The organism is Salinivirga sp. (assembly GCF_055145285.1).
Genome location: NZ_JBSRDC010000041.1, coordinates 11,457 through 30,709, shown reverse-complemented (window position 1 = coordinate 30,709; position 19,253 = coordinate 11,457). Strand labels below are relative to the sequence as shown.

16 protein-coding genes are annotated in these 19,253 nt (G+C 38.9%); 10 read left to right on the top strand and 6 right to left on the bottom strand.

Annotated features, from left to right (window positions below):
- Positions 1 to 221 precede the first annotated feature (221 nt).
- The 3 genes from ACTB0Y_RS08280 to ACTB0Y_RS08270 are packed head-to-tail and all read left to right on the top strand — an operon-like array spanning position 222 to position 2,295.
- Entirely contained in the window at positions 222 to 929 is a 708-nt protein-coding gene (locus tag ACTB0Y_RS08280) for an SAM-dependent methyltransferase (RefSeq protein WP_463206347.1), read from the top strand.
- Positions 930 to 942: 13 nt separating this feature from the next.
- Positions 943 to 2,001, top strand: a complete 1,059-nt coding sequence (gene add, locus ACTB0Y_RS08275) for an adenosine deaminase (RefSeq protein WP_463206346.1) — start codon at positions 943 to 945, stop codon at positions 1,999 to 2,001.
- A 54-nt stretch (positions 2,002 to 2,055) separates the two neighbouring features.
- Positions 2,056 to 2,295 (top strand): 4a-hydroxytetrahydrobiopterin dehydratase, encoded by a 240-nt coding sequence (locus ACTB0Y_RS08270; RefSeq protein ID WP_463206345.1) that lies wholly within the window; start codon positions 2,056 to 2,058, stop codon positions 2,293 to 2,295.
- A gap of 8 nt (positions 2,296 to 2,303) precedes the next feature.
- Here ACTB0Y_RS08270 and ACTB0Y_RS08265 read toward each other — a convergent pair whose 3' ends face one another.
- Both ACTB0Y_RS08265 and ACTB0Y_RS08260 read right to left on the bottom strand, forming a co-directional pair.
- On the bottom strand, positions 2,304 to 3,410 hold the full coding sequence (locus ACTB0Y_RS08265; protein ID WP_463206344.1) for a glycosyltransferase family 4 protein: 1,107 nt from the start codon (positions 3,408 to 3,410) through the stop codon (positions 2,304 to 2,306).
- The gene (locus tag ACTB0Y_RS08260; protein ID WP_463206343.1) at positions 3,383 to 4,150 is read right to left on the bottom strand and encodes a glycosyltransferase family 2 protein; all 768 of its coding nucleotides are present in this window, start codon (positions 4,148 to 4,150) and stop codon (positions 3,383 to 3,385) included. Before ACTB0Y_RS08260 ends, ACTB0Y_RS08265 begins: the two co-directional genes overlap by 28 nt.
- A 176-nt stretch (positions 4,151 to 4,326) precedes the next feature.
- Here ACTB0Y_RS08260 and ACTB0Y_RS08255 point away from each other — a divergent pair, with 176 nt between their 5' ends.
- Positions 4,327 to 6,276, top strand: coding sequence for an ABC-F family ATP-binding cassette domain-containing protein (locus ACTB0Y_RS08255; RefSeq protein ID WP_463206342.1), 1,950 nt, complete (start codon positions 4,327 to 4,329; stop codon positions 6,274 to 6,276).
- 49 nt (positions 6,277 to 6,325) lie between these two features.
- On the opposite strand, the gene ACTB0Y_RS08250 is transcribed toward ACTB0Y_RS08255, so the two are convergent.
- Positions 6,326 to 6,790, bottom strand: coding sequence for a homing endonuclease associated repeat-containing protein (locus ACTB0Y_RS08250; RefSeq protein WP_463206341.1), 465 nt, complete (start codon positions 6,788 to 6,790; stop codon positions 6,326 to 6,328).
- A 252-nt stretch (positions 6,791 to 7,042) separates the two neighbouring features.
- Positions 7,043 to 9,679: a valine--tRNA ligase gene (locus ACTB0Y_RS08245; RefSeq protein WP_463206340.1), complete on the bottom strand. Its 2,637-nt coding sequence runs from the start codon at positions 9,677 to 9,679 to the stop codon at positions 7,043 to 7,045.
- A 215-nt stretch (positions 9,680 to 9,894) separates the two neighbouring features.
- Here ACTB0Y_RS08245 and ACTB0Y_RS08240 point away from each other — a divergent pair, with 215 nt between their 5' ends.
- From ACTB0Y_RS08240 to ACTB0Y_RS08230, 3 genes are all read left to right on the top strand, one after another.
- The gene (locus ACTB0Y_RS08240; protein ID WP_463206339.1) at positions 9,895 to 11,094 is read left to right on the top strand and encodes a pyridoxal phosphate-dependent aminotransferase; all 1,200 of its coding nucleotides are present in this window, start codon (positions 9,895 to 9,897) and stop codon (positions 11,092 to 11,094) included.
- Between the two features lie 183 nt (positions 11,095 to 11,277).
- Positions 11,278 to 11,889 carry a hypothetical protein gene (locus tag ACTB0Y_RS08235; protein WP_463206338.1) on the top strand — a complete coding sequence of 204 codons (612 nt, stop codon included), beginning with the start codon at positions 11,278 to 11,280 and terminating at the stop codon, positions 11,887 to 11,889.
- 343 nt (positions 11,890 to 12,232) lie between these two features.
- On the top strand, positions 12,233 to 12,856 hold the full coding sequence (locus ACTB0Y_RS08230; protein WP_463206337.1) for a hypothetical protein: 624 nt from the start codon (positions 12,233 to 12,235) through the stop codon (positions 12,854 to 12,856).
- A 179-nt stretch (positions 12,857 to 13,035) separates the two neighbouring features.
- Here ACTB0Y_RS08230 and ACTB0Y_RS08225 read toward each other — a convergent pair whose 3' ends face one another.
- The gene (locus ACTB0Y_RS08225; protein ID WP_463206336.1) at positions 13,036 to 14,217 is read right to left on the bottom strand and encodes an exo-beta-N-acetylmuramidase NamZ family protein; all 1,182 of its coding nucleotides are present in this window, start codon (positions 14,215 to 14,217) and stop codon (positions 13,036 to 13,038) included.
- Between the two features lie 117 nt (positions 14,218 to 14,334).
- Between ACTB0Y_RS08225 and ACTB0Y_RS08220 the strand changes: the two genes are divergently transcribed.
- The gene (locus tag ACTB0Y_RS08220; protein ID WP_463206335.1) at positions 14,335 to 15,582 is read left to right on the top strand and encodes an ABC transporter permease; all 1,248 of its coding nucleotides are present in this window, start codon (positions 14,335 to 14,337) and stop codon (positions 15,580 to 15,582) included.
- On the opposite strand, the gene ACTB0Y_RS08215 is transcribed toward ACTB0Y_RS08220, so the two are convergent.
- Positions 15,583 to 15,786 (bottom strand): hypothetical protein, encoded by a 204-nt coding sequence (locus tag ACTB0Y_RS08215; RefSeq protein ID WP_463206334.1) that lies wholly within the window; start codon positions 15,784 to 15,786, stop codon positions 15,583 to 15,585.
- Between the two features lie 223 nt (positions 15,787 to 16,009).
- Between ACTB0Y_RS08215 and lptB the strand changes: the two genes are divergently transcribed.
- Positions 16,010 to 16,747, top strand: coding sequence for an LPS export ABC transporter ATP-binding protein (gene lptB, locus ACTB0Y_RS08210; RefSeq protein ID WP_463206333.1), 738 nt, complete (start codon positions 16,010 to 16,012; stop codon positions 16,745 to 16,747).
- On the top strand, positions 16,744 to 19,227 hold the full coding sequence (locus ACTB0Y_RS08205) for a DUF5686 and carboxypeptidase-like regulatory domain-containing protein (protein WP_463206332.1): 2,484 nt from the start codon (positions 16,744 to 16,746) through the stop codon (positions 19,225 to 19,227). The genes lptB and ACTB0Y_RS08205 overlap by 4 nt, the downstream gene beginning before the upstream one ends.
- The last annotated feature ends 26 nt before the right edge of the window (positions 19,228 to 19,253 follow it).

Sequence of the window (19,253 nt, the reverse complement as noted above, 5' to 3'; positions counted from 1 at the left end):
TTTGCCATTTTTTTGACAAATACACCTAGGCATTTCACACACTAAAATACTATTAATCAATCACTGTACAAAGGAAATAGGCGAGTTTTATCAAATTTTGCTCTATTTTTTAAATGCGTTTGCCCTGACACTATAAAGTGAACATAAAATGAGGTGTTGGAGCATTAATTAAAAAAGTGTACCTTTGCTCAATTTTATCATAAAAATTGCAGTTAGCCTATATGATCGGTACCCTTTATTTACTACCAATGTTACTCGGAGATACTAATCCGAACGCTTCCATTCCCCGGGAGGTTCAGAATATCACGACTGCGCTAAGCTATTTTTATGCAGAAAACATCAAAACTACACGCCGTTATTTACGAAAACTCGACAAAGGTTTTGATATAGACGGCAGCCATTTCTTTGTGTTAAATAAAAAAACCGGCGATGAAGCATTGAACGAAATGCTCACTCCGCTACTCAAAGGAAATGATGCCGGCATTATTTCAGAAGCAGGATTACCCGGCATAGGAGACCCTGGCAGTAAATTAGTCAGCCTGGCCCATCGCAACCATATTAAAGTTGTTCCCCTCACCGGTCCTTCTTCTTTTGTTTTGGCCCTTATAGCGTCAGGACTGAATGGGCAATCGTTTGCATTTAATGGATACCTTCCCGTTAAAACACCGGAATTAGCGAAAAAAATACAGGAACTTGAGAAAAGATCAGCCCAGTTAAACCAGACACAAATTTTTATGGAAACGCCTTACAGGAACAACCAACTCCTGGAACAACTCCTAAAAGTATGCCATCAGCAAACACAGTTGTGTATAGCTGTAAATATAACAACCGAAGACGAATACATAGTAACCAAAAATATTAATCAATGGAAAAGGAGCAAAACCGACCTGCATAAAAAGCCGGCTGTTTTTGCTATTCTTAAAGCATAAAAACAAAACAGATATGACAAAATTAAATTATGAATTTCTAAAAAGCCTGCCAAAAGCAGAGTTACATTGCCACTTAGATGGTTCTGTGCGCCCGAAAACAATGTGGGAAATGGCACAAAAACACAAAGTTAAACTCCCTGTAGATTCAGAAGAAAAACTAGCAAATTTCCTGCAAGTAGGAGATAAATGTAACAGTCTTGAGGAATACCTCAGGCCATTTGACGTAACCACTTCAGTATTGCAATGGGAAGACTCGCTTTACAGAGCTACATATGAGCTGGCAGAAGATGCTGCTGAAGAAAACGTGCGTTACATTGAAATTCGCTTCAGTCCTGTTCTTCATATCAAAAAAGGGCTTAAACTTACAGAGGTGCTCGATGCGGTAATCAAAGGCAAAAAGCAAGCAGAAAAAGACTTCAACATTACCATTGGGATTATAGTTTGTGGTTTGCGACATTTCGATCCTGAAGTTACACTCAGATTAGCCGAAATTACTGTAGCCTATAAAAACCGCGGCGTAGTGGGGTTTGACCTTGCTGGTGCCGAAAGAGATTTCCCGGCAAAAGAGCATAAAGAAGCATTTTTCTTAATCATAAACAACAACATCAACACTACTGTACACGCAGGTGAGGCTTACGGCCCTGAATCCATTCATCAGGCAATGCATTACAACCGGGCCAACAGACTGGGACACGGAACAAGACTGTTTGAAGATGGCGATTTGCTTAATTATGTCAACGATCATCGCATACCGCTGGAAATGTGTCTTACTTCAAATGTGCAAACCAAATCTGTCGCATCATTTGAGAAACATCCGATTAAATTCTATTTCGATATGGGTATTCGTGTTACGCTTAACACCGATAACAGATTGATTAGTAACACTACCCTGACAAAAGAATACGAAATTGCTGCTAAAGAATTTGGTTTTACTGCAGAAGAAATAAAGTACCTGATTATCAACTCCTTTAAATCCGCATTTTTACCATTAAAAGATAAAGTAGAGATGCTGCGAAATGTTACAAAAGAGCTGGAAAAGAAAGGCCTGCAAATTAGAAAAGATTATGTTTAATCTGTAGTTCCTTAGAACAAATCCGGGTTTAATCTGTCACACAATAAAAATGTTATGTGGCAAGAACAAAACAATCAATTAGTTAAGGACTTTACTTTTACAGGATTTTCGCAAGCCGCTGCTTTTATTGGGGCAATTGCACAGGAAGCAGACAAGATGGAACACCATCCGGACATACTGCTGCATGGGTACAATAAGCTTCATATAAGCATGATGAGCCATGACGTGGGGAAAATAACAGATAAGGACCATAAATTGGCCGGCATAATAGACGAACTGTACAAAAAAGTCTAAAAATGATATTAAGAACCTGATTGGAAAAATTCAATCAGGTTTTTTGTTGTTTGGTTAATATCAAACAACCTTTGTGTGCGCTGACGACCGTTTCGGCCCATAAGTTTCCGCATCTTTTCATCGTCGATAAGTTGCATCACAGCATCGGCAAAAGCATCATTGTCATTTACCGGAACAAGTAATCCGTTTTTTTTGTGAGATACCACCTCGGGGTTGCTGCTCACATTAAAAGCTACTATTGGTTTTTCACAAGCCTGAGCTTCAACAAGCACATAACCGAACCCCTCCCACAAAGAGGAAAGTAGAAAAATATCGATATGACTCATAAAAGACTTCACATCATCTACAAAACCAGTTAAAGTAACGTGCTTTTGCAAATTCCGATCATCAATCTCTTTCTGCAACATTTCCCTCAGACGCCCATCGCCTCCTATTTTCAAGCAAACATTATATTCTCGTTTCAATAATATTTCCATTACATCAAGCAAGAACATCTGGTTCTTCTGTTCTTCGAGCCGGCCAAGGTTTCCAAGTATTAATGAACAGCCTTCTCTGTCGTAATGCTCAGCTTCATCGGCATCGAAACGCTCAAGGTCAATTCCGTTATAAATAACCTTTATGCGTTCAGGGTCAATAAAATTACTGTTTCGCTGTAAGATGGTTCTTCTGGTTTCTTCTGAATTAGCCAACACCCGATCTACCACCGTTCCAAACAAGTACCGGTTCAACCACGTGTTGCTAACCGGGATGGCACTTCCCCGGCGATAAATAATATCCGGAACACCAGCATTCCGCGCCGCCATGCCTGCCGCTTTGAGGTCGGCAGGTAAGTTAAGCACCAAATGTTGTACGTTTATTTTTTTAAAGAAGCTGCTCAGCTTTGACCTTAAAAAAGGATTTAAAAACGCCAGGTTTCCTATTTCAAATTCATACATAGGTATTCCGGCAGTTTTTGCGCGTTGCGCCAGGCGGCTATCTGGTGCTGCACACAAAATTACGTTCATGCCTTCGGCAAAAAGCCGCTGTGCCATTTCAAAATGCCACTTCTCACCACCTCCCCAGGCCTTACACGAATTAAAGAAACATATTACTTCTTTATTTTTTCCTTGTGCCACAATTGATATAGTTTTGCCTGCTTTAAAAATGTAGAATGAGCAGAATTCTTACAAATCACGTAACCATAAAACCCATCGCGAAATCCGCCCTTTAAAAAATATGACTTAAAAAATTTCCACAACGGACTAATCCAGAGTTTAAAAAACGAAAATCGCTGCCCGCTCTTAAATCGCATATGAGCAGCAATCGATGAAAATTTATTAATGGTATCCATGTGCTGTTCAATGGTATAAAACGAATAATGCAATAAATCACCTTTCAAATAGCGAATTTCAGCATCATTTTCCATTTCATACCTGTCATGTGGATTCTCGCCGGTCCATTTGCCTTTTCGACTATCCCACAAACGAAGTTTCCGATCAGGATACCAACCACAATGCCGGATCCATTTCCCGCAATAATTTGTCAACCGATTAAAATAATACCCATCAGCCTTAAAATCTTCTTTAACCGCACTAATTTTTTTTCGTAGAATATCATCGAGCGCCTCATCAGCATCTAACGAAAGCACATGTGGATATTTTGCATAAGAGATGGCGCGATTCTTTTGTTCGATGTGCCCGTCAAATTTATGTTCAAAAAAGCGAGCTCCGTGTTCCTCACAAATATTTTTTGTATTGTCTTTGGAAAAGCTATCAAGCACTACAATATCATCAGCTATTTCCTTTACAGATTCAAGACAACGGCCTATATTTTTTTCTTCATTGAAAGTAATAACTACAACAGAAATAGGTGTCATGTGTAAATGGTTTGCCACAAAGATAGGCATACGCCGCGAAAGTCCATGATTTTTTAAACTTTCTGAAAATAATTGCGCTAAAAAACACATAATTCAAACATACCCTATTTTCATATTACATTAATCTTATTCAATCAACTTTTTATAACTTCGCATTCTCATTTTATTTGGCAAAGATGATAGCACTCAACGATATTACAATCAGGTTCGATGGCGTAGCGCTTTTCGAAAAAATATCTTTTAAGGTTAATCCTAAAAACCGGATAGGCCTTGCAGGACGCAATGGCGCCGGAAAATCGACAATCTTAAAAGTAATTGCAGGCTTACAGGATTATGACGAAGGGCAGCTGGCCATTTCAAAAGACACGTCTATTGGTTATTTACCGCAGCACATGCAAATTGCCGATACGCAAACTGTAATGGAAGAAACCCTCACTGCATTTGAGCACATTAACGAGCTGGAGAATGAAATCGCTCATTTAAACAAGGCTATTACCGAACGCACAGACTATGAATCTGAAGAATACATGGATTTAATTACTCGTGTATCGGATAAAAACGAACGCTACCAGATGATGGATGGTGATAAGCGCATAGGTTTTGCTGAGCAAACACTGGCCGGACTTGGATTTGAACAACAAGACCTGACTCGGCCAACATCAGAATTTAGTGGCGGATGGCGCATGCGAATTGAACTGGCCAAAATATTGTTACAGCAACCCGATGTATTGCTATTGGATGAGCCTACCAACCACCTCGATATTGAGAGTATATCATGGCTGGAGGAATTGCTCAAAAGCTATCGCGGAGCTGTTATTATGGTTTCACACGACAGAGCATTTCTGGATGCTATCACCAACAGAACAATTGAAATTTCGCTGGGTCGCATTTACGATTACCCTGTACCCTACACCCAATATACAAAACTAATAGAAGAAAGGCGGGAGCAGCAAAAGGCCGCCTACGAAAACCAGCAAAAGAAAATCAAAGAAACCGAAGATTTCATAGCAAAATTTCGATACAAAGCCACCAAAGCAGTACAGGTTCAAAGTAGAGTGAAAATGCTCGAAAAAATGGACCGCATTGAAATAGACGATAGGGACTCATCGGTTATGAATTTACGTTTCGCGCCGGCCCCCCGTTCGGGCGACATAGTAATTGATGCAAATGAAGTAGGCAAGTCTTTTGACAACGTACATGTGTTTAGTAATGCCAACTTTACCATTGAGCGTGGCGAAAAAGTAAGTTTTGTAGGGAAAAACGGAGAAGGAAAAACCACCCTTGTGCGCATCATTATGAATGAACTGGAGCATGAAGGGAAACTGAAAATAGGGCACAATGTAAAAATTGGCTATTATGCTCAAAGCCAACCCGAGCAAATGGACCCGACAAAAACTGTTTTCGAAACCATCGATGACATTGCTACAGGGGACATGCGTACAAAAACCCGCGACATATTAGGTTCTTTTTTATTTAGCGGAGAAGATATCGATAAAAAAGTCAGCGTACTTAGTGGAGGCGAAAGAGCCAGACTCGCTATAGCCTGCATGCTGCTAAAGCCTATCAACCTGCTTGTAATGGATGAACCGACCCACCATCTTGACATGTATTCGAAAGATGTACTTAAAAAGGGCCTGAATAATTTTGATGGTACACTTATTATCATCTCGCACGACAGATATTTTTTGGAAGGCCTGACAGAAAAAACCTATGAGTTCCGAAACAAGAAAGTTATAGAACATTTAGGAGGAATTGAAGCGTTTATCAGAAAACGTAAGTTGGAACGACTTAACGAGCTAAATACCAACTCAGACCAAAAAAACAAAGACAAAACAGCCAATACAAATCTTGGCAATAAAGAGTTGCATGCAACACGAAAACAGCTGGATAAAGAAATTCGCAAAACAGAAAAAAAGGCCTCAGATCTGGAGCAATCAATAACAAACTGCGAAGCTGACATAGAATCTTTGCACAAAAAAATGGCTGACCCTGATAAAGCAGAGTACGAAAAAGACAGCAGCGAATTAGATAAACTGGAAAACAAACTGACCATTGAATTGGAGCAATGGGAAACCTGCGTGCAAGAAGTTGAAATACTTAAAGAAAAAAGGGAAGCTACAAAATAACTTCCCTCCATTCAACAAATGGATTCACAAAAAAACAGTTATAAATTACTTATTGTTCCTGACGCTTCCGCCTTTTGCGCTTTGGCAAAATCTTAGGTGGAGCAAAGCGCAGTTCGTCACGGTAATGATCATAAACATATTGTTTCACAGTGTTCCAGGACTTAAAGTGCCGGATGAACGGTGTCAAAGACAAATCGCTGTGCTTCCTAAAAAGCCTGAAAGAAGGCATTTTACCTTCGGCGTTGGCTGCTTTAATAAATTCCTGAATCAGCTCTTCCTTAGAAATCTCGTTGCTCGGAGGCAATCTGTACAAGTTAATCTGTAATCCTGCATCGTGAACTGCAGCATTCCATGTTCCATAAAGATAGACTATTTGGCCATATGAGATACGAGTATCCTCCTGCCCTTTGTATTCTATTTTTGTAGGCGGTTTACCTAGCTTTTCCGCAACCCGTTTGATTTCTCGGCGGCTAAGCTGCTTCTTTTCTTCATTATTCAAATTTAGACGCTTCATCAGCAAGTCAATTTAATGGGTTTAATATCAAACAATCCTCAAGCGTTTTTTGTTTGAAAAATACTCACAAATGAAATCATAAATATTTGTTAATAAATTTTTTAAGGTGCTTCAGCACAAGTTAAAGGTCACACACAGCATTTAATTTTTGGAACTTGCAACACAATAGAAAAGAAATAAAACGGGCATAAAACCCAAAAAGCTTCGCTCAATCTTTCATGAGCGAAGCTTTAGTTTTATTGTCTGCCTGTATTAACCCAGGTTAGCAATTTGTTGCTCAAGTGTTTTAATTTTTTGCTCGGCATCATCCTTTTTCTTACGCTCTGCTTCCACCACTTTTTCCGGAGCATTATTCACAAACCGTTCATTTCCTAATTTTTTCATTACTGACTTCAGGAATCCCTTATTGTATTCCAAATCTTTATTGAGCTTTTCCAACTCAGCATCTTTATCAATCAGATTGCCAACAGGGATAAAGCATTCATGCGTACGCACAAGGAATGAAGTAGCATTCTCCACCTTTTCTGCTGTATGTTCAAGCTGGTCCACATTGGCTAATTTTCGAATTACACACTCGTATGCTTCCGGCCATGAGTCATCTCCCTTATTCACAAACAAATTCAAATCTTCTTTCATGGGCAGGGTTTTCTCTTTACGCACTTTACGCACACCTGCTACCACTTCTTTGGCTTGCTCAAAAAGGTCGAGGTCTTTAACATTGAATTCTCCTGCGGGTCTTGCGGGTGTCACCATCAATGATTCACCATCTGCCCTATCTTCAAGGTAGTGCCAAATTTCTTCTGTGATAAACGGCATAAACGGATGCAGGATATGTAGCAAACGGTCAAAAAGCACAATGGTTTCAGACATTGTTTTGCTATCAATAGGCTGCTGATAAGCCGGCTTAATGGCTTCAAGGAACCAGGACGAAAACTCATCCCAAAAAAGCTTATAAACAGTCATTAGCGCCTCACTTAAGCGGAATTGTTCAAATTGCTGATCAAGCTTTCTGGTTGTTTCATTAAGTTTGGCATCGAACCAGGCAGTAGCCATTTTGGAGGCTTCCGGTTGCTCAAGGTTATTATCTACTTCCCAATTTTTCACAAGTCGGAAAGCATTCCAAATCTTGTTGGCAAAATTTCGACCCTGCTCTGGTAGTGATTCATCGAAAAGCAAATCACCGCCAGCAGGGGAACATAGCAACATACCTACCCGAACTCCATCGGCACCATATTTCTCCATCAGTTTAATAGGATCTGGCGAGTTACCCAGCGATTTACTCATTTTCCGGCGATGCTGATCGCGTACTATTCCTGTAAAATACACATTTTCGAAGGGCTTTTTGCCCATATACTCATAACCGGCAATAATCATGCGGGCAACCCAGAAAAACATAATTTCGGGTGCTGTTACAAGATCATTTGTCGGGTAATAATATTGAATATCCTTATTGTTTGGTTGGGTCAACCCATTAAACACAGAAATAGGCCACAGCCACGATGAAAACCATGTATCCAGCACATCCTCATCTTGCCGCAACTGTTCAAGCGTTAAATTTTCATCACCGGTTTTATCTTTAGCAAGTTTTAAAGCGTCTTCTCCCGTTTTAGCAACGACAAAATCATTACTGTTTGGAAGATACCAGGCCGGTATACGATGTCCCCACCAAAGCTGACGAGAAATACACCAATCCTGAATGTTTTCCATCCAGTGGCGATACGTATTCTTAAATTTGGCCGGGTGAAACTGAACGTCATCATTCATCACTGCATCAAGAGCCGGCTTAGAAATGTCCTTCATGCGCATGAACCATTGCATTGATAAGCGCGGTTCAATAACGGCATCGGTTCGTTCAGAATAACCAACTTTATTGGTATAATCTTCTATTTTAAGCATATTTCCATGCTGCTCCAGCAGTGGAATAATTTCTTTCCTGGCCTCGAAACGGTCGGTTCCGACTAATATTTCAGCGGCTTCATTGAGCGTACCGTCATCATTAAATATATCAATCGACTTCAGATTATGGCGTTGTCCTATTTCATAGTCATTAATATCGTGTGCAGGTGTAATTTTAAGGGCTCCCGTACCAAACTCCATATCTACGTACTCGTCTTCTATTACCTCTACAGGGCGGTTCACAAGTGGCACTATAACTTTCTTACCTACAAATTTTCTGAATCGTTCATCATCAGGATTAACACAAACAGCTGTATCGCCCAATATTGTTTCAGGCCGGGTTGTTGCAATGGTTAAATATTCAGTTTCGTTGTTTTCGACAAAGTACTTAAGATAATAAAGCTTTGATTTTTCTTCTTTATAAATTACCTCTTCATCACTTACCGCAGTTTTTGCTTTGGGATCCCAGTTCACCATGCGAACGCCACGGTAAATTTTTCCTTTTTTATACAAATCGACAAATACCTGAAATACACTTTGCGAATACTCCTCGTCCATAGTAAACGCCGTGCGATTCCAATCGCAGGAGGCACCTAACTTTTTCAACTGGTCAAGTATTATTCCGCCGTGCTTCTCTTTCCATTCCCAGGCATGTTTAAGAAACTCATCTCTCGTAAGGCTATGTTTATCGATACCCTCATCCCTGAGTTTATTCACAACCTTGGCTTCGGTGGCAATTGATGCATGATCTGTACCCGGTACCCAACAAACATTTTTACCTTTCATGCGGGCACGACGCACCAACACATCCTGAATTGTATTATTCAGCATGTGGCCCATATGTAAAACACCAGTAACATTAGGTGGCGGTATAACCACGGTATAAGATTCGCGATCATCAGGTTCTGAGTGAAAAAAACCTTGTTTAAGCCAATAGCTGTACCATTTATCTTCTGTGTTCAGGGGATTGTACTGTGTGGGTATCTCCTTCATATTGAATCAATTTGTTTACTGTGTTTTACTAAAAGAATACAAAAATAGTAATCTTATTGTAATATCTAAGCAAGATAAGATTGTGGGCCAAATGATTTCCAGCTATTTAAAATAATTATAAATAGCTGGAAATTCATGACAAAGCCTAAACTATTGCTAAATTTGTAGTTTTCAACGCAAAATGCACAGTATTAGTAATACCTAAATTATCAATTATGCCACAAATATCAGATAGAGGCAAAAGCATGCCGGCCTCCCCGATTCGCAAACTTGTTCCATATTCTGAGCAAGCAAAAAAAGAAGGCAAAAAAGTGTATCATCTCAACATTGGACAACCAGACATACCAACACCTGAGGTGGCACTTGAAGCCTTGAGAAATTTCGACGAAAAAGTAATTGCCTATAGTCATTCAGCTGGTAATGAGAGTTACCGCAAAAAGCTAACAGGTTACTACAAAAGTGTTGGAATAGACGTAGACTACACAGACCTTTTAATCACTACAGGCGGATCTGAAGCGCTTACATTCGCTTTTAATTCAGTAATGAACCCTGGCGACGAATTAATTATTCCACAGCCATTTTATGCAAATTATAATGCATTTGCCAACATAGTGGGTGTAAAAATAAAACCCATTAATGCTACCATAAAAGATGGATTTGCCTTACCTCCAATAGAAGAATTTGAAAAGGCAATTACGCCGAAAACCAAAGCTATTTTAATTTGCAATCCTAACAATCCTACGGGATATCTGTATTCGCAACAAGAAATTGAACAATTGGGAGAGCTGGCCAAAAAGCATGATTTATATATTTTCTCTGACGAAGTATACCGCGAATTTTGCTATGATGGTCATGAACATTTTTCCGTAATGAACCTGAAGGGACTCGAAGATAATACCATTTTGGTAGATTCTGTTTCGAAACGCTACAGTGCCTGTGGTGTTAGAATTGGAGCATTTGTTACAAAAAACAAAGAAGTGCTGGCTACAGCATTAAAATTTGCCCAGTCACGTCTCAGCCCCCCATCTCTTGGACAGGTAATAGGAGAAGCTTCAATTGATACGCCGAAAGAGTATTTTGAAAAAGTTTATAATGAATACATTGACCGACGTAATTATATGGTAGAAGCACTAAATAAAATGGAAGGTGTAACCTGCCCCATGCCCAAAGGAGCTTTTTACACAATTACAGAATTACCGGTAGACGACACAGATAAATTTTGCCAGTGGATGCTGTCAGATTTTTCTTATAAAAATCAAACCGTAATGATGGCGCCTGGCTCTGGCTTTTACGAAGATGCAGAATTAGGCAAGCACCATGTTCGCATTGCTTATGTGCTAAACAAAGAAGACCTTAAAAATGCCATGGAAGCTCTGGAAGAAGGACTGAAACAGTATCCTGGGAGAACAATATAAACAAAAAACGCTCACAGAGATGGCTGTCCAAATTTTTGGGCAGCCATTTTTATATTCCCAAAAACAAAGCTATTAAGGGTTTATTCTGTCAATAAACCTCGTTATTAATCTGTTAAGTACACTTTTGTTTTTGTATTTAAGGATATTAATACCCAAATTTGCTTTAAACTAACTTTTATAATTATGAAACAATTTGGAATCAAACTTACGGTACTTTTAATCAGCTTAATGGCAACAGCAGTGGTTTTTACCTCATGCGAAGACGACGAGGATGAAAACAGCAATAGCAGTAACAATAGTTTTACAGTTGGAGGAAACACAGTAGAACTAAGCAGCGGTATATTAGAATATTACGGTGAATGGAATTCAGGAGTGCACAACTTCGACATTACAGTATTTTCCTCTGGTCTGGATATAACAAATTATAGCGGATCGGGAAATATGATTTACATTGAAGCTTTTACTTCATCTAACACATTTAATGGTGGTACATTTACATTCAACGATAGTGTACAAGCTGGAACATTTGATCAGGGGTCGGCCTTTGTAAACTACAACTTCGCATCAGATGAAGTAGAAGCCTACTACATAATAACAGGCGGTTCTATCACAACCTCTGTTGATGGAAACAACTATGACATTACTTTCAATCTAAAAGTAAAGGAAGCTAATTGGGCTGATGAGGAAATATTTGGAGAAGAAATGGACTTAACTGGAAGTTACAGTGGAACATTACAATATAACGATGTCTCCCAAAAGAGCTTCTCAAACAAAAACCTGATGATTAAACAGTAACAGAGCACGACATAAAAAGAGGTTTCTTGTACCTAAGTTGAGCGGTTTGAACGCAGTGAAAAAGCGCTTTACTTAGGTTTAACCCCGATTTAGAAATTGTCGGGTTTCACCGAATAGGTGAGGTGAAACCCATACAATTTCTTTTTCGTGAGCGAGAATCGCTCAATTTGGGTTGTACTTAAGCAGAGAAGACTCATTTTTTGTATGGTCAAAAAAAAGCCGCTGCCATTTTTAGGTAGCGGTTTTTTTATGCTATCCTAACCAATTGTTAACATTGAATATATTATTGCTTTTCAGTGAAAAAAGTCAGAACTTTATTGAAACAAACTAATTTTTACACATTATGAAAAAAAACAAAAAAATTTCTTCCTTAGCATTTACAGCCATATTAGGTTTAGCATTATCATTTACCGCATGTGATGATAATGACGATGACGACAACAATAATGGTACCGGAAGCGGTACAGCCAGCGTAGGCTCCACAGAAGCTGCGTTTAGCCAGGGCGTACTGGATTATTCTGGCGAATATAGCACTGGTATTTATTTACATACCATCGCGCTTGCTTCTTCCGGGCTTACTTACCAGGAAGAATCAGGGACAGGCGACCTGATGACGTTCAACCTTTATACCGAAACTTCTGGTTTTGAAAGTGGAACATACGAGTTCACAAACTACAGCCCCTCAGCAGGAAAAGCCGACTATGCTGTACTATGGGTGAATCTGAATGCTTCAAGTTGGACTGCTGATCATATGTACAGGGCTACTGAAGGAACAATTATGGTGAATAAAGATGGTGCTTCTTATGACATCTCTTTTAGCCTGACTGTACTGGAAATTGACCAGGAAACATACAACCCTGTGGGCGATCCACAAACTTTAACAGGTAACTACACTGGAGGGTTAACATATTATGACAATAGCGGAAATAGCAGTAAAAAACTCAATTTTTCCTTTAACCGGAAATAAGTTTTGAGTATAGTTAGGCGCTGCTGAAAAGCACGAAACAAATTAATAATAAATTCAATACAAAGTTTTATTATTTCTGAAAATGCAGGGATTTTGGCCTGTTTTGAGTAAGAATCTATGCAACTATAAACAACAATATTTCGATAAGAAGTTACTCCAAAACACCATGAATCAAGGACTTAATCATTAGTCCTTGATTCTTCAAAATCATCATATAGCAAATATTGTTTTCTTATTTCTTTAAACTCATTCAAATCATACTGCCAGCTGCTTTTTATTTGCTCAACGCTAAAACCCTTTTCAATTTTCTCTTGTAATTCAGCAGTACCAGCAAGAAGCTTAAAAAAGCTATTGAAAAATTTATCTGTAGGTGTTTTCAGGTAGGCATCTTTCAAATACTCCAGTTTAATTCCTTTGGTTCCACTTCCCAATTGCATCAGCTCCGCAAAATTAAGACCGAAGCATTTTTGTCCGTTATACTTTGGGGTGCTCGCGCCAACAGAGGGTAATGGAACAAAATAAAAATCTTTATTGCTGTAATCCGGGTGGCCATATACCTGGAAAGGAAAGTGCGTACCACGCCCTACACTCATAACAGTACCTTCGAAAAAACCCAAAGAAGGATATAAATAGACCGCTTGCATATTGGGCAAATTGGGAGATGGAGCTACTGGCAAATCATATAAATCTTTATGTGAATATTCATCGCATTCAATTACCGTCAAGTCGCATGTTTCATTTATCCACATCTGACCATTAATCATGAGTGCCAACTCGCCAATGGTCATTCCATACACAACAGGAATAGGGTGCAATCCCACAAATGAGCTATAAGTCGGGTTAAGTACGGGGCCATCAACATAATATCCGTTCGGATTGGGCCGATCAAGTAACAACAGCGGTGTATTATTTTCGGCACATGCTTCCATTACATAGTGCAGCGTCGATATATAGGTATAAAACCTCACTCCCACATCCTGCAGGTCGAATACCATAAGTTCAATATTGCGAAAATAATGGTCGGCAGGTTTTTTCTGACTTCCATACAAAGAAATTACGGGTAAACCTGTAATGCTGTCGGTAGAATTTGAAATAAGCTTACCCGCATCTTTATTTCCTCTAAAACCGTGCTCGGGAGAAAAAATATATTTTATGTCGACACCCATACCAAGAAGTGAATCAACCAGATGAGTTCTTTCAATAATACTGGTATGATTCGCTACTACACCAATGGATTTGTGTTGCAGAATTGGGAGGTACTCATTAACACGATGTGCTGCAGGAACTATTTCCTGGCCAAAACCATTAAAAAGAGACAGAAAAAAAAGGCCAATCCCAACGATTAAACTATTTTTGTACATACCAAAATATTTGAATAAGCAATAGTACAAAATATTTTGCAATGCTTACATAATCATTAATTATTAATCGCTAACAAAGTAACGACAAAAATTTACTTTGAACAGTAAAAAGCAACAATGAATTTTTCCCGATACATAGCCAAAAGGTATAACAGCGCCAACAAAAAGACGGAGCAATTATGGTCCAAACCCATGATGAGGGTTGCGGTATTTGGAATTATTCTGGGTATGGTTGTAATGATTACGGCTGTTGCAATAATCACAGGCTTTAAGAATCAAATACGCGAAAAAGTAACCGGATTTAGCGCTCATATCCAACTAGTCAATAGAGACCTGAACCGGTCTTACGAATATAAGCCCATAGACGATAACTGGAAATATCTTGATGAAATTGCGCATTATGAAGGAGTAAGCAGCATGCACCCATTCATAACCAAACCGGGCGTAATAAAAAAGGATGATGAAATTGAGGCCATTGTATTAAAAGGGGTTGACAGCACATACAGCTGGTCGTTTTTCAACAATTACCTTATCAGCGGCAAGGCTCCAAAACTGGATACAACAATAAAAAGCAACGGCATTTTACTTTCCGCATATATTGCGAACAGACTTAACCTTCAGATTGGCGACCCGGTTAACATGTTTTTCATGCAAAAACCAATTAGACTGAGACCTTTCACCCTAAGTGGTATTTATCAAACAAACCTCAAAACATTCGATGAGCTTTATGCTTTGGTAGACCTTAGGCATTTGCAAAAACTTAACAATTGGGAATCGGACCAATATAGTGGGTTTGAAATAATGGTGGAAGAATTTGAACAGGTTGAAAAAACCGGACAAAAGATTAGTTCGCGCGTAGCACTTGAATTCAACGCTGAAAACGAATCTTTACGGACAATTACAACGCTTGAAATGAGTCCGCAGATTTATGACTGGTTGCAACTACAAAATATGAACGTTTGGGTAATTTTAATTCTGATTACACTTGTGGCCGGAATTAATATGATTACCGGTCTACTAATTAACATTTTAGAAAAAACCAATCAGATTGGGTTATTCAAAGCCATGGGTGCAACAGACAGCCAAATCATAAAAATATTTATGATTAATGCTGCCAAAATTATAGGTAAAGGAATGTTGTGGGGCAATATTATTGGGTTAAGTATTTGCTATTTGCAACAAGAATTTGGGTTAGTATCGCTTGACCCCGACAGTTACTACCTTTCAGAAGTACCCATAAATTTTAACTGGACCTATTTCGCCTTGCTTAATGCTGGTGCATTTGTAGTAAACCTGGCCATGATGCTATTTCCCAGTCTGCTAATAGCCAGAATCAGACCTGTTCAATCTATAAAATTCAATTAACTACTTTTCGTCGATAGTTTTATAGACCTCTTTTTTAAGTTGCTGAACCTCTGTATCGAGGCTCTTTATAGTCAGGTTAATTTGTTCAAGTGTATCAACTTCTGCTTCCCTTAGTTTGCGTTTTAACCTGAAAATTTCGAACAACAAAAAAACAACCAAAACAAAAATAACTCCAAGACCTATGAGTATGTACGTGCTTTCCATATCTTTTTTATTTAAAAATAAACAATAATATTTTTCTCACAATACTAAAATCACCTATTTTTGTTTTTCATGACCATAGTATTTAACAAATTTAGTTAGAAAAAGTTACTATAGAAATATTAATGGGAATATTTGCATCATCCAAATATTAAGGAATGATAGCACACGTTCAGGAAACCATAAAAATGAATGTATCTTTGCCCACTTAAAATAAACAATAAAGATGAAAAAATTACACACCAAAAATATTGTAAAAAAATATCGAAATAGAACTGTCGTAAAAGGGGTATCTATCGAAGTTAAGCAAGGAGAAATTGTGGGACTGCTTGGCCCTAACGGTGCCGGAAAAACAACTTCTTTTTACATGATTGTAGGCTTAATTACGCCAAATGCAGGCAAAATATATCTTGACGATGAAGATATTACAGGCGAACCCGTATATCATCGTGCGAAAATGGGCATTGGATACCTCGCCCAGGAAGCGTCTATATTTAGAAAGATGACCGTTGAAGACAATATTATGTCTGTAATGGAAATGGCCGGGTACGATAAAGAAGAGCGTAATGACAGACTTGAAAGCCTGCTGGATGAATTCAACCTGGCACAGCGAAGGAAAAATCTGGGTATTCAGCTTTCGGGAGGTGAACGCCGAAGAACTGAAATTGCAAGAGCTCTGGCACTAAAGCCCTCATTTATTTTGCTTGATGAACCATTTGCGGGCGTAGACCCTATTGCTGTTGAGGATATACAGGAGATTGTTTTCAAGCTCAGAGAAAAAAACATTGGAATACTCATCACAGACCACAATGTACACGAAACCCTCTCCATAACCGACAGAGCTTACCTCCTTTTCGAGGGCTCAATACTAAAAAAAGGCTCAGCAGAAGAGCTCGCTACTGATGAAAAGGTCAAAAATTTATACCTTGGTAAAAATTTCCAATTGAGAAAAAACAAGGCATGAAGCAAAAGTCTCTTGTCATATTCATCATACTAACACTACTATTGTTACATAATGCATTTGGTCAAACCAAAGTAAGAGGTGTGGTAAAAGATGCAGAAACAGGAGAACCCCTTCCTTTTGTTAATGTCTCTTATAAAGGAACTACGGTAGGGGTAATTACTGATTTTAACGGTAAATATTTCCTGGAAACCAAAAAACCTGTCGATTCCGTTGTATTTTCTTACGTGGGTTACAAACGGGAAGCCTTCTCGATTCAGGAAAACACCTTCCAGTTCATAAACACCTCGCTCCAGCCCAGCAGTGTACAACTCGATGAAGTGGTAGTAGTACCCGGTGAAAACCCTGCGCACGTTTTACTCCGCAAAATTGACGAAAACCGGGAAAAAAACAATATTGAGCGCTACGACACATACAGCTACGAAGTTTATAATAAGATGGAAATCGACATCAGCAATGTTGATGAGAACTTTAAAAAAAATCGCCTTTTTAACCAATTTCAATTTGTATTTGATTATGTAGACACCAGTGCGGTTACAGGAAAAAGTTATTTGCCGGTGTTTATAACTGAAACCCTTTCTGACTTCTATTTCCAGAAAACACCTAAAAAAGAGAAGGAAGTCATACATGGAAGTAATATTTCCGGTGTGAAAAATGAAAAAATCTCAGAATTTACCGGCCAAATGTACCTGCAAGCCAACATCTACGAAAACTTCATAAATTTATTTGGGAAAGGTTTTGTAAGCCCAATTGCAAGCTTTGGTAAACTATACTACAAGTACTACCTGGTAGACTCTATGTACTTCGATAACAACTGGTGTTACCAGATATCTTTTCAACCCAAACGCAAACAAGAACCCACTTTTACAGGAGACTTTTGGGTACACGACACAACTTATGCTATTAAAAAAGTCAACATAAGAATTGCAGAAGAAGCCAACATTAACTTTGTCAATGACCTTTACGCTGAGATGGAATATCAAAAGGTACAAGACTCGCTCTGGTTCTTGGAAAGAGAGCACTATTTCGTTGATTTTAATATCGCAGATAAAACAACCGGAATTTTTGGCCGTAAAACCACATCATATCGGGATGTAAAACTTAACATTGATATTCCGGCAGATTTTTTCAACCCACAAGTTGCACAAGAGACCCTTACAAAAGATAGCGTCAATGAGAAGACCACCGGTTTTTGGCAAGGCAAACGGCATGAAAACCTCACAGAGAAAGAAAATAACATATACCAAATGGTGGATTCCATTAAACAGGTTCCCATTTTCCGTACCTGGGTTGATGTAATTAATACACTTATTACCGGCCACTACGTAGTAGGATTTTGGGAAATTGGTCCCTACTACAAATTATATAGTTTCAATGCTATTGAAGGGCATCGGTTCAGGTTTGGAGGCAGAACCAGCAACGATTTTAGTACAAAAGTAATGTTTACCGGACATCTGGCATATGGAGAAAAAGACGAGCGCTTTAAAGGAGCATTGGGCATGCTGTACATGATAAACAAAAACCCAAGACGCTCAACTGGTTTCAATATAAAACATGATATGGAACAATTGGGTATAAGCCAAAATGCATTTACTCAGGATAATATTCTGGCTTCCTTCCTGAGACGTACCTACAATAAAAAACTCACAATGGTCAACGAAGCCGATGTTTTTTATGAGCATGAATGGTATCAGGGCTTTTCCACTACATTAAATGTCAATACGCGAAGAATCTTTGGAACCGAATATGTCCCTTTTCAAACAGTCAGTAATGCAGATACGACTACGCATAGCCAGGTATCAAGCACCGAGATTAAACTCAACACCCGATTTGCATACAACGAAAAGTTCCTCATGGGCGAATTCGAGCGCGTAAGCCTGGGAACAAAATATCCCATTCTAAACCTTGACTTTATTATTGGCTTACCCAATGTGTTAAAAAGCAAGCACGAATATTATAAGCTACACATGAGCATCGACCACAAGTTCAACATCAACCCATTTGGTCGTTTTCGCTACATTATCGATGCAGGTTATTACATTGGCACCGCACCTTACCCACTGCTACAAATCCACGAAGGAAATGAAACCTATGCTTATGATGATTACGCTTTTAACATGATGAACTACTATGAATTTGTAAGCGACCGTTATGTTAGCGTTCTGGCCGAGCACCATTTCGATGGCTTTTTCCTGAACAAAATCCCCCTTTTCAGAAAGCTTAAGTGGCGGGAAGTTATCGCAGCAAAAGCACTCATTGGTCGTGTAAGTGAACGCAATCGCGATGTTATGATTTTCCCGGATAATCTAAGAGGGCTCAAAGAGCCTTACATGGAGGCAAGTGTAGGTATTGAAAACATTCTCAGGCTTTTTAGAATCGATGCCATGTGGCGCTTAACCTATTTGGAAAGACCCGATGATGTAGAAAATTACACAAGGATACCAAAGTTCGGAATCAGAGCTCAGCTTAAGATAGAATTCTAAAAAAAAGCACGACCAACCTGATCGTG

Excerpts from the sequence above, each read along its gene's own strand:
- ACTB0Y_RS08280 (WP_463206347.1), top strand. The coding sequence starts at position 222 with ATGATCGGTACCCTTTATTTACTACCAATGTTACTCGGAGATACTAAT.
- add (WP_463206346.1), top strand. The coding sequence starts at position 943 with ATGACAAAATTAAATTATGAATTTCTAAAAAGCCTGCCAAAAGCAGAG.
- ACTB0Y_RS08270 (WP_463206345.1), top strand. The coding sequence starts at position 2,056 with ATGTGGCAAGAACAAAACAATCAATTAGTTAAGGACTTTACTTTTACA.
- ACTB0Y_RS08260 (WP_463206343.1), bottom strand. The coding sequence starts at position 4,150 with ATGACACCTATTTCTGTTGTAGTTATTACTTTCAATGAAGAAAAAAAT.
- ACTB0Y_RS08255 (WP_463206342.1), top strand. The coding sequence starts at position 4,327 with ATGATAGCACTCAACGATATTACAATCAGGTTCGATGGCGTAGCGCTT.
- ACTB0Y_RS08250 (WP_463206341.1), bottom strand. The coding sequence starts at position 6,790 with ATGAAGCGTCTAAATTTGAATAATGAAGAAAAGAAGCAGCTTAGCCGC.
- ACTB0Y_RS08245 (WP_463206340.1), bottom strand. The coding sequence starts at position 9,679 with ATGAAGGAGATACCCACACAGTACAATCCCCTGAACACAGAAGATAAA.
- ACTB0Y_RS08240 (WP_463206339.1), top strand. The coding sequence starts at position 9,895 with ATGCCACAAATATCAGATAGAGGCAAAAGCATGCCGGCCTCCCCGATT.
- ACTB0Y_RS08235 (WP_463206338.1), top strand. The coding sequence starts at position 11,278 with ATGAAACAATTTGGAATCAAACTTACGGTACTTTTAATCAGCTTAATG.
- ACTB0Y_RS08230 (WP_463206337.1), top strand. The coding sequence starts at position 12,233 with ATGAAAAAAAACAAAAAAATTTCTTCCTTAGCATTTACAGCCATATTA.
- ACTB0Y_RS08225 (WP_463206336.1), bottom strand. The coding sequence starts at position 14,217 with ATGTACAAAAATAGTTTAATCGTTGGGATTGGCCTTTTTTTTCTGTCT.
- ACTB0Y_RS08220 (WP_463206335.1), top strand. The coding sequence starts at position 14,335 with ATGAATTTTTCCCGATACATAGCCAAAAGGTATAACAGCGCCAACAAA.
- ACTB0Y_RS08215 (WP_463206334.1), bottom strand. The coding sequence starts at position 15,786 with ATGGAAAGCACGTACATACTCATAGGTCTTGGAGTTATTTTTGTTTTG.
- lptB (WP_463206333.1), top strand. The coding sequence starts at position 16,010 with ATGAAAAAATTACACACCAAAAATATTGTAAAAAAATATCGAAATAGA.
- ACTB0Y_RS08205 (WP_463206332.1), top strand. The coding sequence starts at position 16,744 with ATGAAGCAAAAGTCTCTTGTCATATTCATCATACTAACACTACTATTG.